We start from the raw sequence: 13,929 nt of genomic DNA, 5'->3' as shown, positions 1-13,929 counted from the left end.
AAGTCTCTCAAAGACTGATAATGGCACAAAGCCACATCCATCTCGTGATTGAGAGTAGCACTACAAGTGCACGTTCATATAAAAGGCTTCCGCACAGCCGGCAAGAATAAAGCATTCTATGTTAGGACGATTTCCAGATAGTACCAACCTAGATGTTTGGTCAGATTTATCGTTACCTCTTTTGTCAATTGTATTTCTCTACAGAAAAAGAATTAGCTTCTCCCCTGAAAGCAAAAAATAATTCTTTTTCTGAAGGTATGCGTCTCTCTTTTGCACATATGCAGTAATTGCTTCAGTGATGATTATGTGATTATCTTTGATAGATTTGATGAGGCAACTTTCATTCCCTACTTGTAGTTTCCCGGGTGAAGAAGGCTTCCCACCTCCCAAAAGTTAAAATTGAGAAAATGAAGAAAACCGTAACTCAAGTTTTCATTTCTACTCATTTACATTGTAAGAAGACGAACTAAACTGGAAGCACTTGTTTAGTGCTCCCTTACTCCGCATGGCACCAGCCACACACCGACTGAGAGAGCTTGGGCAGCAGCAGCAAATTTCCCCGGGCAGAACTGAGCAACCTACTTCACTTATGATATTTCGACTGCAACGAAGAAGACAGTGAGGAAGATGAAGGAGAAGGAGATGATGCCAATGACGGAAAGAAATCCAGCAGTTCATCCGGCCCATCCAGAATGGTTGTTGTACCAGAGGCATCTAATCCAACAGATGCTAATGTATCTATAAGTATTACTCCCGAAGAAGACATCCAGGTTCCTGTGATGAATACACCCGAACTTACCTATGAAACCGAAGAGCAGGATAACCTTGCCGCCATTATCGAAAAAGGCAGTAACTTCCTCTGGTTTATGATTGCGATTCTGCGGAGCAGGATATGGATAATGTCCGGTTACGGGCTCACTTATCTCTGAAGTTTAAGGTTTGATACCCTGGCAATCTGCCAGTTATTAATTCTTATCATTCATATCGAGTCCTCGCAATAATAGTTTGTTCTAGAAGATAGATACACATATACACATGCAAAAGCATATTCCGTGAATTAACAAAGGATGGTGGACAGAGATTTCACATTATTACGTAAATACACTTAGCCCCGGAGATGTCTTTAGAGACTGGCTTGTAGAAGTTTCAGGAGACCGGATAAAGAATAAAGATTGCGAAACTGATGTGTTCAAGTATGCCTCGACATCGCATACAGTATGTAGATATCGGTTCAGGGGAGAACATTACAGCGTGGTTGCAAAATTCTTTGCTGAACCAGCAGGCAAACTCAAAAATTACGATGCCTATAAAGCAATGATGAATGAGTACCATAACCTCAAAGAAGCCGAATATATTATTAACGTCGCAAAGCCTATTGTGGCACGAGGCGATTTTAGCTGTGTGCTCGTGACAGAATATTTGAAAGGAAAAAATCTTTTATGGCATTTCCAGCACTCAGAGCAACTGTATGATATATTGGCATCGATTGCGCACATGCTTCGCAGACTGCATGACAATACACAGGCACATTACAACAGGGAGAAAGAGTTTGGAAATTTCCATGATCTTCTGAACCAGCTCATACTTGACGGCAAAACCAGGGAACAGTTCAACATGCTGCTTGGCAAGTGGTGGCACAGTCCCTTTATTGATCGCCGGCATGGATGCATGGTCCACAGGGATGCATCACCTCTGAACTACTTGATCAGGAACGGGATCCCATATACCCTTGATATGGAAAGTTGCTGGCATCATGCAAACAGCATCCGGGACGTAGGTACACTTTGTGCAGAAATGAAGAATTATTTTCAGTTGAACCGGGAATCAGGAATGAAAGCTGAGCCATACATAGGGCACTTTCTCTGGCACTACAGCAAAGATGAGAAAGAATTCCACGAGATAAGCAGAACCCTGCCATTCTTCATGAGTATCGGCTTTCTTAGAATTGCCAGACTGTACAGGCACTCTCATTACTATGATTATCTTCTGAAGGAGGGTCTTGATTGTTTGAAAGCTATAGAGTGAAAGGCTTGATATTTGATTGTTATCACACTCTTGTGGACATCCAGACGGATGAAAGTGACTTCTATACTTATGACACTGTAAGTAAGTGGCTGCAGTATCAGGGAGTGAGAATAGATCCGGATACACTGAAAAACGAATACCGTTCTAAGACAAAAGAAGAAGTAGAATCTTCTGGTGAAGAGTATGCAGAAATAAGGATAGAGGAGATATTTTCAAAGATATGTGAAGAGAACGCAATTTGGGATATCGATGAGAAAACGCTGGGTATCGAAACTTCTAGAGTGTTCCGCTCGGCATCATTGCGCAGGATAGGCGTATTCCCGCAGAGTTTCAGGCTGATTGAAGGTAGCTCTCATTTGGAAAGATGTATATTGTCTAATGGACAGCGTATTTTTTCCGAGCTGGAACTGCGATTCTTGGGATTGTACGAGCTATTTGACCATGTAATTTTCTCATCGGATGTCAGATACAAAAAGCCTAACCCCAAGCTATACCGGTTTGCACTTGAGCGGATGCAGCTTAAGCCTGAAGAGGTGCTGTTTATTGGTGACACCCCGGAGAATGACATCATAGCCCCGCAGGAGATTGGAATGCAAGCCATCCATATCCATGAAGCATGGAAGCTGATATAACAAAATTTGTTTATATTTAACTTTTACCTGCAGCCCTTACTGTAATATCCATTGTTTCGGAGGCAACTTTTATCTTGCTGTCTTTTTGAAGGTCTTCAAGGATCAAACGACTCAATTTGTCATGGAGATATCTTCTTTCCCGGGTCAGAGTAAGATACCTGATATTAAGATCTATCCAGTTATCGGTCATTGCCAGGTATATTGCCGGTCCCTGCAAATATTCAGCAACGTAGTATTTCTTACTCAGTTCCGATATTTGCTCTTGTGCGGCTATTGTTATAGACCTTGTTTCTTCCCGGAGAATGTGCATTATCCTTTCATGGGCGTCTTTCCAGTCGCTGTCATAGGTGATAGGAAGAGTTATTTCGTCCCAGATGAAAGGATTATCTTTACTATAGTTGTTTATCACACTGTTCAGGATGGCGCCGTTAGGTATTGTTGATATCCGCCCGGTGGGCTGGTCTGCATGCACCCATTCTTTCAGTTCGAACAGGGTCGTGTTCAAAATACTTATGTCGATAACATCACCGAACTTAGAGTTTATCTCTATCCTGTCACCAATCCGATAAGTTCCGGTCACAAATATAAGGAAACCACCCATAAAATTCTTGAAAAAATCCTGCAGAGCAACAGTCACTCCGGCTGCTATCAATCCGTATGACACAAGAAGGAACTGTGTATCCTCTATCCAGATACGGACTGCTGCCAGCAGAAGAACAACAATGTACAGTATTGAGACTATTTTATTGTATTCATATTGAGTTTTAGCATCCTTTATCTTTCGCACCAACACACGTTCCATCACAATCTTGAAGAATGAGTGTATCAAAGTTAACCATAAAAGAGTGAAGTATATATTCAGCAGGAACAGGCTTCGATACTCGTAAGCTAAGGCCCAAAAAGAGATAGTAAGCAATATAAGGAAAAAAACAGTTATAGCTTGTTTCATCACTACTTTTTTGTGGGACTGGTTTCGATAAATACTTTTTTATTTGCATTTATAAATATAGTAAGGACCCAGACATATTCATTCAGGCATGAATGCATGACATATGATACCACAGAATATTTAAAAGATGAGTATGAAAGGATATCAGAAACAGCTACAAATGTAAAAATGAGGCGGCGACATGTATTACACATCGTCCGCTTGAATCAATAAACTAGACCAGAGATTAATATCTTTTTGGAGGTCTGTGGTTCTGGTAGCATTCCCTGCAGTATACAGGCCTGTCGCCGGATGGAACGAATGGTACCTCTGTTTCCTGGTTGCAGTCTGCGCAGACCGCTTTGTGCATTTCTCTTGGACCGCTTGGCCTGAAACCGCCGCTTCCGCCCCTGCTGTCGTTCCGTGGACCGCTTGGCCTGAAACCGCCGCTTCCGCCGCTTCCGCCTCTCTCGTTCCGGTCATTTCTTGGACCGCTTGATCTGAAGCCACCGTTTCCGCCGCTGCTGCCTCTCTTATCGTTTCTCATGTTTAATTTCCTTTGTGTTATGTCCTGTTGATAACTTCCCACGCATAGGAAGAGAGAACTTTCGCATGACTCGTTCAATCTGATCTTTACCAAATCTCTAATCCTGTACCTGACACTAAATCAGCAATCAAAGAGACAACATGGGATTAAACCCTGTCTATTTTAACTGTGATGTGTGAACAGACGTGCTGAGACGGAAACATTTATCCTGCAATCGATACGATATTCTCTTTTATTGTTACAATTAACTTAAAGAAGTAATAAAACGGAATTATCCCTTCTCTTAACCCATCGAGTAAGTTAACTGTAAATACAGAAATGTATTTGCAAATATAAATCCTTTCCCATCAACCCATATGGTTGCAAATAAAGTACATTCCGGGGTCTTTTTTGAATGACCAGTATAACTGTTTGCACATTAAAAAAGTTAAAATGTAAGAGTAGATATAAGGTAGAACATAAAGTAGAACACAATCCTTAAAAAAATAGTATAGGATCTTTACAATCATGACAACAGAACAGAATAAACCTGTAATTGCCATTATGAGGCCTGAAAGATACTTGAGTGAGTCAGCGGAATTTGCACGATCCATGGGTTTTGACCCGGTTGCAATTCCAATGGCAGAGCTGAGCAACATAAAAGACAGTGTATTCGATGGCTTTTTTACAAGAGTCATTCAAGGTGATACTGATTGTGTGATCATTGCCGGCCCTGCCGAGATAGAATATGCGTTAAAGAAAATACCTCACCCCATGAGACCTCAGTTCATTGAAACACTGAACAAGAGGTATATTGTGGCTGTTAACCCCGAAACAAAAGAAGCTCTTGATAAAGAGGGCGTTAAAACAGGAGGAATGCCTGATATATGCAATACAGAAGAAATTGCTGCGTATATGCAGGACTATGCAGATGAAGCCATCATTGATGTGGTTTATGGTGCTCCTGGCTCCAATGCATTCACGGATCAGCTTCAGGATTTCGGCGCAACATTATATGAAACAAGAGTTTACAACCTCATCGACCCTGATAAAGAAGAACAGGAAGAGTTCATTAGAACAGTAATGCAGGGAGACATAGACATATTTGCCTTTACGGATCCCACAACTGTACACAACTTCTTCGACCATGCCAAACGACAAGGTCTGGAGAAAGATGTGGCACAGGTCCTAAATAATTCAATTGTTGCGGCAATTGGAGAGGCCACCACATATACACTGAAACTGTACAAGGTAAAAGCAGGAGTCACACCCGATAACTTCACATTTGAAGAATTGTTGAAGGCATCGATGAAAGCTTATACTGATACAAAGCTCAAATCCTGAGCAAATTACTTTCAAGGCCCGGGGTGGCTTCATGCTTTATTTCTCCCCTGTTGAACCAGCAAAGAGTAAATGCTGCTGACCCCTTCCATTATACTGAAACTGTGGATGTGATCATGCAATCACCCCTTCCGTACCGTTGCATGATAATTCCGGTCCCGGTTATTTTTTATAAAAGGTAAGGAAGGCTGCCACCCTGATACTGAAAAGGCTTTTTAAGTATTAAACAGATTCAATAAAGGCTTAATTGGGAAATAATATGGATCTGACACTATTTACGGACATGGAGATTATCTTCGGGCTATCAATAGTGATACTTCTTTTGTTCCATAAAATCAAGCTCTCGCCCATTCTTGGTTTTCTAGTAACGGGGATGATTGTCGGCCCTCATGTACTTGGTATCATTCAGGACCTGGATCAGGTAGAGATACTTGCGGAGATAGGAATCATTCTCCTGCTGTTCACGATAGGAGTTGAGATGTCTATCAAGGAATTGTGGGACATCAAAAGATTCGTGCTCATAGGAGGAGGGCTTCAAGTCATAATCACTTCCTTGCTGGTTTACTACATTTCCCTATATCTCGGATACACATCCAGTACAGCACTCTTTTTGGGTTTCCTTGTATCGTTGAGCAGTACAGCCGTAGTGCTCAAACTTTTTCAGGAAAAAGGGGAGATGTATACCCCTTACGGCAAGATATCACTTGGCGTACTCATATTCCAGGACATCGTCATCGTTCCAATGATATTGCTGACACCCATATTAGCAGGCGTACCTTCAACATCCGGTGACAGTGCTTTCACATTCCTCTTGAAAGGAATAGGCCTTATGCTGTTTGTTATCGTGGCTGCAAGATGGATAATGCCTGCGCTGTTGTTCAGGATAGTAAAGACAAGAAATCGGGAATTATTCCTGGTGACAATTATATTCACTGTCTTTGGAATAGCATGGCTTACTTCCAATGCAGGTTTGTCGCTGGCTCTTGGAGCGTTCCTGGCAGGCCTGATAATATCAGAATCAGAGTACAGCCACCAGGCTATCGGCAACATGATGCCTTTTAAAGATATATTCATGAGCTTCTTTTTCGTATCCATCGGAATGTTGCTGGACGTGAGCTTCTTCCTGGATAACATTGCCATCCTGCTTGTGCTGGCAGGAGCGGTCATATTTCTGAAATCTGTGACAGCCGGACTTGTTACATTCATACTGGGTTACCCGCTGAGAACTACGCTCATAACAGGGATGGCACTTTCACAGGTTGGAGAATTCTCTTTTATCCTTTCCAGTTTCGGAAGGGAGTACGGACTACTCGATGAGAGACTATACCAGGGTTTCCTTGCGGTCTCGATCGTCACTATTGCAGCTACTCCCTTTGTTATGACATCTTCACATCAGCTTTCACATCAGATACTGAAAAGGACTACTAATCGTATACTTATTAACGGCATATCCTCAAAGAACATAGACCCGATCAAGGAAGATGAGGAAATGCATGATCACCTGATAATCATAGGCTACGGCTTCAACGGTAAGACGGTTTCCAACGCTGCAAAGACTGCAGGCATACCTTATGTTATCATCGAGACAAATCCGGAAACAGTGCGCCATGAGAGACAACATGGAGAAAGGATCCATTACGGAGATGCTACCCATGAGACAGTCCTTGATTCTGTTAACATAAAATCTGCCAGAGTGCTGGTCGTCGGTATTTCGGACTATATTGCCACGAGGACAATAATCGATGTTGCAAAAAGGATAAACCCGGACATATATATCATTGCCAGGACACGATACATGAACGAGATCAAGACACTTAGCCAGATGGGAGCCGATGAGATAATTCCCGAGGAATATGAAACATCTGTCGAGATTTTCAGCCGACTTCTTAAAAAGTATCTTGTCCCCGAAGAAGAGATATATCGATTCACCCGGGAAATACGTTCAAACGGATATTCCATGCTGCGTCAGCACTCCATGGTAGAGGAGGACAGTACCTTTAATCTCAAGGATGAACTGCCCGGGGTAGAAGTGACCTCTTTTAAGCTTAAGGATGATTGCAGTTTCCATGGAAGCACCCTGAAAGACCTGAACCTAAGGAACAGATACGGTGCAACGGTGCTGGCCATACGCAGAGGAGAGCAGATAATAGCGAACCCTACCGCAGACACAGAACTGCAGTCTTCAGATACCTGTATCATACTTGCAAAACCTGAAATGCTATGTCAGCTTAGAAAATTCCTTGGTGAAGATGCTGAGACAGCCTCTTCTGAGAGCTGCCCGGTATGATTGGGGCAAAACTTTATCCTCTAAAAGAAAAAGTCACCCTTGTACGTTCACGCCAATTAGACCTCAGGCGAGATGAAAAACGACAGGATACCCCATCGCAGATCCTCATTGATTAACCTTCTAGAAGAGGTGCTCAGGTTCTGTATAGAAAACCCTTCCATCAGCTTGAAGACAGTATCTGCAATAAAAGCTGTGACTGCCATCACCGGGGACCATTCAGGAAGCAGGTGTTGTATATACCCGCCTCTTCGAGTTTATGGCAGAACATGGGATGGAATTTGCAGGCCCATCCAGGGTGCTGTACCTCAACGACCCTGAAGAAGTTACAGAAGAAGAACTCATGAGCGAGATACAACTGCCGATAAAGCAAGTGTGAATGTACATGACAGGATATAGGTTGAGCCAACGCTCAAGCTGCAAATATGGCTACCGCTTATTCACTTCCTGCCACTGCACATTAAATGAGCTGAACAACGGGTAGCAAAAATGATGCTATGCAAGTTGCCCGATGCATACTACCTGAACAGCACTATTTCCATTTATGGGCATGCAGTTCGTCGTACTTCCAGAATGCCCAGTCATCTACCAGTTCATCTTCCGGAAGGTCCCTCATGAACTTAGGCAGAATGCCGATGGTATTGCGTATGTCGTCAACTGTCTCTTTATATACTTCCTTATATATTCCCATAATTTAATACCCCAAAACCGTATTCATTTACAGCTTTATAAATATAATGCATGCAAAAGCAGCGACTTGAAAAACTATAGTGACTTTTGATAAGTCCGGATAACCACTTAAATCCAAAAGAATAAATCGGATTGAAGCAATGACTTCTCCATGTTCTGCAAACACTCGGAGAATGACCCCGTAGAAGTCCTTCCCGGTATCCGGATGAGAACCACGGTTCATGGGAACAGTACCCTGATGACAGAATTCGTCATGAAGAAAGGAAGCATCCTTCCTGAACATGACCACGTATATGAGCAAACCGGCTATCTCATTTCCGGCTGCATACGCCTGTGTATCGGAGATGAGGAATTTAAAGTGAATGCAGGCGATTCATGGAACATTCCGGGTAATGTGCCCCATAGCGCCCGGATAATCGAAGATTCTGTCGCAATTGAAATATTCTCTCCTTGCAGGGATGAGTATATACAAAAAAAGTAAGGATGATATATTTTAAAAATGAAGGTTTTAAACAGCGGCCATCGGTCGCAGAAACCGTCACAGGAAGAAACTTATTATTGCCAGTATTATGAAGATGATCACAAGCCATTTTGCGATACCCATGGACAGTCCGGCAACTCCCCGTGCTCCCAATATATAGGCGATAATCGCTAATATCAGGAATAAAACAGCTAATTCTATCAAAGCCATATCATATTACCTCCCATAAAATTACAACCCCAGTTATAAGAGTAGGTCGAAAGTATTTAAGATTTGGTATTTAAAGAACTAAGCTTAAAAACTTAAATCAGGGACGGCTGCTTAAAAATAGAATAAGGGACAATGAAGAAATGAGAATAATCAGCAGCCTGGAACATCAGCACGCAGTTTCCTGTAGCAATTCTTTATCAGCTCAGGACTCGCCCTCATCTCTATGATATTAAACTCGAAAAGACGCGCAAACTCTTCCACCATGAAATTAAAGTCTTTCTCATAGTACAGACCGGTATCCATCCGGGCAACATTTTTGTAGCCTGCGTGATCGAAAACGAATTTTGACATTTTTATGTCATTGGGGTCCTGGGTCATACCTGCAGACACAACCATCTCACGCCAGTGGGCTGCCCACATGGGAGTCATGAAGAAAGTGCCTACACCCCTGGAACCTGTAAGCTTTTCAAGATATGCAGCCCTTCCACCAAGTACGGCACCTATACAGTCATCGACGACTGTTCCGTTGTCCTCTTTCAGAATACGTACAATACAGGGACTTGAACTGAAATCCTCTTCTATCTTCCCAAGCACATTACCGCACAACCCATAGAACAGAAGAATGCCATCGGCATATCTGGATAGTTCTTCGGTCTTCTCATAGACGACCTTCTTTAGGTTATCGGGCCTGGCATGAAGCGCCAGTTCAAGCATGTAAACTATCAGGGTCAGGCCATCTTCCTCATCAATCCCAGACATCCGGGGGAGAGATGAGAACTGCATCAACTCATACTTACATCCGGCAGAATCGAGTTTGTCAGTTAGCCCCGCACAATCCTCATTTTCCACAACGATTAATTTCCGGATAGACGGATCATTCTCTATTATGTGGGTAATCTCATCCTCGAACATCCTGCATGCAATGAAACTCAATACTGTCATGATAGACACTCCAATCCGATACTAGGTAAAGATAATAAAAGTCCACTTCCAGGTATATATAATAACGCTGTTGTCAGGGATATTACAATTGATATTGCACAGGCCCTTCATGTGCCCTTGAGCAAATCCTTCCGAAATATCCCGTATTCGTCGAAAACCCTGTACATGAGTATAAGGACGCACAACATTATGTTCATTACTGTTGCCACGTAGATCGCAATCATAATAGCTATCTGGTATTCAATTGCAGTTAAGGGGCTTGAACCGCCGATTATCTGTCCGGTCATCATCCCGGGGAGGAAAACGATGCCTACTGTTGCCATGTTGGCAAGGGTCGGCCGAATCGAGTTTATGAGGCTCTTTCTCAGGTAAGGTTTAAGGGCTTCATACTTTTCCGCACCGAGGGACAGACTGGAAAGATACCGATTCTCATTTCTCTGTATCTGGTCACAGAAATCATTAATACCCACGATATTGGCCCGAAGGGAATTGCCTATCACCATGCCTGCTATAGGGATGAAGTACCGCGCCTCAAAGAGGTCGTCAAGGCCAATTACAAAACTGTTGAAATAAAGCAGCATCCCGACATTCGTGACCGCAAACGCAGTCACAAGCGGTATGATAAATGAACTATACTTCAACTGGGAGTTCTTCAGGACTGTATAGGATGCCACGATCACCATGAACAGCACCCATACAATGTTGAGCATGGAATTGTTGAGCTCAAAAACAAAGGTGAGGAAGAAACCCACGAAAGCAAGCTGTACCGTCATCCTGAAAGCAGCCTCAAGAGTGGAGCCTATCAGCTTCAGATTAAGATGATAACTGATGAGTACAGGTATCATCAGAAGCAGGAAACAGAACACAATTCCCGTCAAAGTGATATCAGTCGCAGACACCGGCATCCTCCTGCAGTTTCTCAAGGTCGATGACCCTCACACCATCGCGTTCCCACTCAGAGTCATGGGATATTGCCATCACGGTCCAGGAAGGGTTACCCACGAACATATCCACAACCTTCCTCTTCAGCTTTGCATCGAGGTCCGATGTTATCTCATCCAGAAGGAATATATCCTTTTTTGTGAGCAGAGAAATTATGATGGCAATGCGCTGCTTCTCTCCGCCGGACAGGTTCTCGAACTTCTTATCAAGGACATCTTCCTGCAGGGAAAGTTCCACCAGCAGCGACCGGAGCTTTTCCGGGTCGAAGTGTCCCTTGTTGGCATTATAGGAAAATATCTCCTCAAGCATATCCCTTACCACACCCTCGCCAATATCACTATCCTGGGAGATGTGTGCCACCCTTTTACGGATATCCCAGGCAAGCCCCGCATCCATCGGCCTGCCCTCAAAATAGAGAATGCCTGAGGAGGGCACCCTGAACCCCAGCATCAGCCTGAAAAGTGTTGTTTTACCAATGCCGGAACGCCCCTTGATGAGCACTTTCTCCCCCCTGGCAACAGACATATCAAACCCTGAAAGGATGCTCCTGTCCCCCGCCGTAACACACACCCCTTCCATCCTTATCAGTTCCGTTTTACTCCCCCTCCTTCATTCCAGCCATTAAGCAACAATGGATTATCCACTATTGATGGCCGTATAAATAATTTATCGCGTGAAGAGACAGGACGATAGAGAATATCAAATTAGCTCCTGAAACCAGGATTCTAATTTGACGATGTAGCAGTCGGATGAAATATTTTTGAGATCATATTTAAGACAAGGATTAACACAGATGAAAACGCATGTTATTTTTAGTTACATTGGCATTACCTTGAATCCGTGTTAATCCTGTAAATCCGTGTCTTGAAAAAGAACCTGGAAAAGCACCGACCTTAATGAAAAAAAGAATAGGCTTTTAAGCCAAAATTTTAATTTGATAACCTCCGCTACAAATGCATGACCCTGCTTTATACCCAAAATACACGGGAAGATAATTCTGGACATTAGTATAGATCGAAGACACACAAAGGAGAAACAAATGACAAACACCACATTATCCGAAGGCCAGCCCGCTCCCTCGTTCTGCCTCCCCGACCAGGCCGGAGAAACAGTATGCCTGAAAGAGTTCCATGGCAAGTGGCTCGTCCTATATTTCTACCCCCGCGACAACACTGCCGGCTGCACCCGCGAAGCAAAAGAGTTCTCAGCCCTCAAGGACGATTTCGCCGCAGAGAATGCCGTGATCCTGGGAGTCAGCAAGGACAGCATGAAATCACACCAGAACTTCATCCAGAAACAGGAGATCACAATAACACTGCTCTCAGACGAGGACACAAGCATTCACCAGCAGTACGGCGTCTGGAGAATGAAGAAGAATTACGGCAAGGAGTATATGAGTACTGTCAGGAGCACTTTTTTGATAGATCCTGAGGGAATTGTGGTGAAGGTGTGGGATAATGTGAGGACAGCGGGGCACGCGGGGGAGGTGCTTCAAGTTCTTAGAAATGTCAAGGAAAACTAAAGGTCTCACCTTTTTCATTTTTTCATACGTAGTTATTGTATGTGGTAAACTATTGGATTTTGAAGTGTACTTAAAAAAGAAAGTATTCCCCTGTTTAGGGGGATGTGAAGTTTATTTTTAAATGATAGTGAGTGTTCAGCTTTTTGGCTGAACACCTAAATTCCACTTTATGCAGACACTGTTATGGTGTAAGTTTTACTTGTAACAGTATCCTCTGCAGTTACAACCAGTTTGTCACCTGTTACCAGTGCTCCTTCCGATTTTACTCCATCACTACTGTCAGTTACTGCATATGCCTGAGTTGAACCATCACTTGCTCCAATTGAAGTAGTCAAAGTAGCTACCGTAGTACCAGAAACAACTGTTACTGCTTCAGAGCCTTCAGCATTGTTTACATCTGTGACAGTGGTCCCGGAACTAGTATCAACAATCATTGTCGAAGTGCTGGCTTCTTTAGTGACAGTATAAGCTGCCTGCTCAAATCCATCTTCTGAATATACATGCAATCTATCTCCTGTCACCAGATAATCGGTGTCTCCTTTTCCTCCATCAACACTATCAGTTACTGAGTATGTTTGATTTGTACGATCAGTTGATTCAATTGCACCTATTAAATCTGCAACCGTAGTAGCAGCAGCAACAGTTACTGCTTCAGAACCTACAGTATTGTTCACATCGGTGACAACAACATCCATACCATCTGCAACAGCAATAGTTGTCACATTACTTGCAGCTCTGGCCATTGTTACTGCGTAATACTTGATGGTTATTCCGTCCTGTGCAGTTACATTGATGTATCCAGTTGTTTCACCCACTGCAAGAGTGATTGCTACATCTTCATTTGCATCAAAAGAAGCATTTGAGTACAGATGTACTGTTGCATCACTTGCTACTGCAATATAACTAACGTCTAATTCACCTCTTGCTACGCTAATATTCCACGTGATAGCAGACTCGCTTGTAGAACCGTCTCCACCTGCTGGCGATCCATCAGTTTGAGACAGTACGCTAGTTAGGTTCGCATTGCTACTCAGAGCTACTGCTGTGAAGCTCCAGGTAATCTCGGCGTTGCCTAGACTCTCTGAGTTGTTTACTGCATTTGCAGGAATTGTAACAGTATATACCTCATTGTTATTAGCAAATGCATCATGAACAATGTTCACTGTTCGGTTGTCTTCAGCAAGTGTTGCTGTTACATTACCTACTGCCCCTTGAGTAGCTCCAGTTATAGTCACTCCACTCAGGTCATTTGCAGTCACATTACGATCAAACAATATACTTACTGTTGCATCCAAGGCTACATCTGTAGCACCATCAATTGGTGCGAGAGTGGTTGCTGCGGGAGCTAGTTCATTAACAGTAATTGCCTGTGTTACATTCTCACCACTTGTACCATGGGTTATAGT

General features: G+C 43.1%; 17 protein-coding genes. 8 read left to right on the top strand and 9 right to left on the bottom strand.

Annotated elements, in window-relative coordinates:
* The first annotated feature begins 692 nt into the window (after positions 1-692).
* The 3 genes from QZZ22_RS06580 (at position 693) to QZZ22_RS06570 (ending at position 2,657) form a co-directional block, all read left to right on the top strand.
* Positions 693-929 (top strand): hypothetical protein, encoded by a 237-nt coding sequence (locus QZZ22_RS06580; RefSeq protein ID WP_292463591.1) that lies wholly within the window; start codon positions 693-695, stop codon positions 927-929.
* 322 nt (positions 930-1,251) lie between these two features.
* Positions 1,252-2,025, top strand: coding sequence for an aminoglycoside phosphotransferase family protein (locus QZZ22_RS06575; RefSeq protein ID WP_342765086.1), 774 nt, complete (start codon positions 1,252-1,254; stop codon positions 2,023-2,025).
* Complete coding sequence (locus QZZ22_RS06570; protein WP_292463589.1) at positions 2,004-2,657, top strand: HAD family hydrolase; 654 nt, start codon at positions 2,004-2,006, stop codon at positions 2,655-2,657. Before QZZ22_RS06575 ends, QZZ22_RS06570 begins: the two co-directional genes overlap by 22 nt.
* Before the next feature lie 16 nt (positions 2,658-2,673).
* Here QZZ22_RS06570 and QZZ22_RS06565 read toward each other — a convergent pair whose 3' ends face one another.
* Complete coding sequence (locus tag QZZ22_RS06565) at positions 2,674-3,459, bottom strand: mechanosensitive ion channel domain-containing protein (RefSeq protein ID WP_292463587.1); 786 nt, start codon at positions 3,457-3,459, stop codon at positions 2,674-2,676.
* Between the two features lie 373 nt (positions 3,460-3,832).
* The gene (locus QZZ22_RS06560; protein WP_292463603.1) at positions 3,833-3,955 is read right to left on the bottom strand and encodes a CxxC-x17-CxxC domain-containing protein; all 123 of its coding nucleotides are present in this window, start codon (positions 3,953-3,955) and stop codon (positions 3,833-3,835) included.
* Between the two features lie 684 nt (positions 3,956-4,639).
* On the opposite strand from QZZ22_RS06560, the gene QZZ22_RS06555 reads away from it, so the two are divergent.
* Both QZZ22_RS06555 and QZZ22_RS06550 read left to right on the top strand, forming a co-directional pair.
* A complete protein-coding gene (locus QZZ22_RS06555; protein ID WP_292463585.1) occupies positions 4,640-5,455 on the top strand; it encodes a uroporphyrinogen-III synthase in 816 nt (271 codons plus the stop codon).
* Positions 5,456-5,711: 256 nt separating this feature from the next.
* Positions 5,712-7,739, top strand: a complete 2,028-nt coding sequence (locus QZZ22_RS06550; protein ID WP_292463583.1) for a monovalent cation:proton antiporter family protein — start codon at positions 5,712-5,714, stop codon at positions 7,737-7,739.
* 56 nt (positions 7,740-7,795) lie between these two features.
* On the opposite strand, the gene QZZ22_RS06545 is transcribed toward QZZ22_RS06550, so the two are convergent.
* Positions 7,796-7,942 (bottom strand): hypothetical protein, encoded by a 147-nt coding sequence (locus QZZ22_RS06545; RefSeq protein WP_292463581.1) that lies wholly within the window; start codon positions 7,940-7,942, stop codon positions 7,796-7,798.
* A gap of 53 nt (positions 7,943-7,995) precedes the next feature.
* On the opposite strand from QZZ22_RS06545, the gene QZZ22_RS06540 reads away from it, so the two are divergent.
* A complete protein-coding gene (locus QZZ22_RS06540; protein WP_292463579.1) occupies positions 7,996-8,115 on the top strand; it encodes a hypothetical protein in 120 nt (39 codons plus the stop codon).
* A gap of 153 nt (positions 8,116-8,268) precedes the next feature.
* On the opposite strand, the gene QZZ22_RS06535 is transcribed toward QZZ22_RS06540, so the two are convergent.
* Positions 8,269-8,427, bottom strand: coding sequence for a hypothetical protein (locus QZZ22_RS06535; RefSeq protein WP_292463577.1), 159 nt, complete (start codon positions 8,425-8,427; stop codon positions 8,269-8,271).
* Positions 8,428-8,577: 150 nt separating this feature from the next.
* Between QZZ22_RS06535 and QZZ22_RS06530 the strand changes: the two genes are divergently transcribed.
* Complete coding sequence (locus QZZ22_RS06530; RefSeq protein WP_292463575.1) at positions 8,578-8,907, top strand: cupin domain-containing protein; 330 nt, start codon at positions 8,578-8,580, stop codon at positions 8,905-8,907.
* Positions 8,908-8,964: 57 nt separating this feature from the next.
* Here QZZ22_RS06530 and QZZ22_RS06525 read toward each other — a convergent pair whose 3' ends face one another.
* The 4 genes from QZZ22_RS06525 to QZZ22_RS06510 form a co-directional block, all read right to left on the bottom strand.
* On the bottom strand, positions 8,965-9,111 hold the full coding sequence (locus QZZ22_RS06525; RefSeq protein ID WP_342765088.1) for a DUF1328 family protein: 147 nt from the start codon (positions 9,109-9,111) through the stop codon (positions 8,965-8,967).
* A 156-nt stretch (positions 9,112-9,267) separates the two neighbouring features.
* Positions 9,268-10,059: a DUF1638 domain-containing protein gene (locus tag QZZ22_RS06520; RefSeq protein WP_292463571.1), complete on the bottom strand. Its 792-nt coding sequence runs from the start codon at positions 10,057-10,059 to the stop codon at positions 9,268-9,270.
* A gap of 107 nt (positions 10,060-10,166) precedes the next feature.
* Positions 10,167-10,958, bottom strand: coding sequence for an ABC transporter permease (locus QZZ22_RS06515; RefSeq protein ID WP_292463569.1), 792 nt, complete (start codon positions 10,956-10,958; stop codon positions 10,167-10,169).
* Complete coding sequence (locus QZZ22_RS06510) at positions 10,945-11,580, bottom strand: ATP-binding cassette domain-containing protein (protein WP_292463567.1); 636 nt, start codon at positions 11,578-11,580, stop codon at positions 10,945-10,947. The genes QZZ22_RS06515 and QZZ22_RS06510 overlap by 14 nt, the downstream gene beginning before the upstream one ends.
* Positions 11,581-12,040: 460 nt before the next feature.
* Between QZZ22_RS06510 and bcp the strand changes: the two genes are divergently transcribed.
* The gene (bcp, locus tag QZZ22_RS06505; protein WP_292463565.1) at positions 12,041-12,523 is read left to right on the top strand and encodes a thioredoxin-dependent thiol peroxidase; all 483 of its coding nucleotides are present in this window, start codon (positions 12,041-12,043) and stop codon (positions 12,521-12,523) included.
* Positions 12,524-12,690: 167 nt separating this feature from the next.
* Here the strand turns inward: bcp and QZZ22_RS06500 are convergent.
* A partial coding sequence (locus QZZ22_RS06500; protein WP_292463563.1) for an Ig-like domain-containing protein occupies positions 12,691-13,929 on the bottom strand: 1,239 nt, incomplete at its 5' end.

The organism is Methanolobus sp., from assembly GCF_016278365.1.
Classification (GTDB): Archaea; Halobacteriota; Methanosarcinia; order Methanosarcinales; family Methanosarcinaceae; genus Methanolobus.
Note: the sequence above shows the minus strand (reverse complement) of the source record. Positions and strands in the feature narration are given on the sequence as shown.

Coding starts and splice junctions, on each gene's coding strand:
- QZZ22_RS06520 (WP_292463571.1), bottom strand. CDS start 10,059: ATGACAGTATTGAGTTTCATTGCATGCAGGATGTTCGAGGATGAGATT.
- QZZ22_RS06510 (WP_292463567.1), bottom strand. CDS start 11,580: ATGGAAGGGGTGTGTGTTACGGCGGGGGACAGGAGCATCCTTTCAGGG.
- QZZ22_RS06535 (WP_292463577.1), bottom strand. CDS start 8,427: ATGGGAATATATAAGGAAGTATATAAAGAGACAGTTGACGACATACGC.
- QZZ22_RS06580 (WP_292463591.1), top strand. CDS start 693: ATGGTTGTTGTACCAGAGGCATCTAATCCAACAGATGCTAATGTATCT.
- bcp (WP_292463565.1), top strand. CDS start 12,041: ATGACAAACACCACATTATCCGAAGGCCAGCCCGCTCCCTCGTTCTGC.
- QZZ22_RS06540 (WP_292463579.1), top strand. CDS start 7,996: ATGGCAGAACATGGGATGGAATTTGCAGGCCCATCCAGGGTGCTGTAC.
- QZZ22_RS06555 (WP_292463585.1), top strand. CDS start 4,640: ATGACAACAGAACAGAATAAACCTGTAATTGCCATTATGAGGCCTGAA.
- QZZ22_RS06550 (WP_292463583.1), top strand. CDS start 5,712: ATGGATCTGACACTATTTACGGACATGGAGATTATCTTCGGGCTATCA.
- QZZ22_RS06545 (WP_292463581.1), bottom strand. CDS start 7,942: ATGGCAGTCACAGCTTTTATTGCAGATACTGTCTTCAAGCTGATGGAA.
- QZZ22_RS06530 (WP_292463575.1), top strand. CDS start 8,578: ATGTTCTGCAAACACTCGGAGAATGACCCCGTAGAAGTCCTTCCCGGT.
- QZZ22_RS06560 (WP_292463603.1), bottom strand. CDS start 3,955: ATGCACAAAGCGGTCTGCGCAGACTGCAACCAGGAAACAGAGGTACCA.
- QZZ22_RS06565 (WP_292463587.1), bottom strand. CDS start 3,459: ATGGAACGTGTGTTGGTGCGAAAGATAAAGGATGCTAAAACTCAATAT.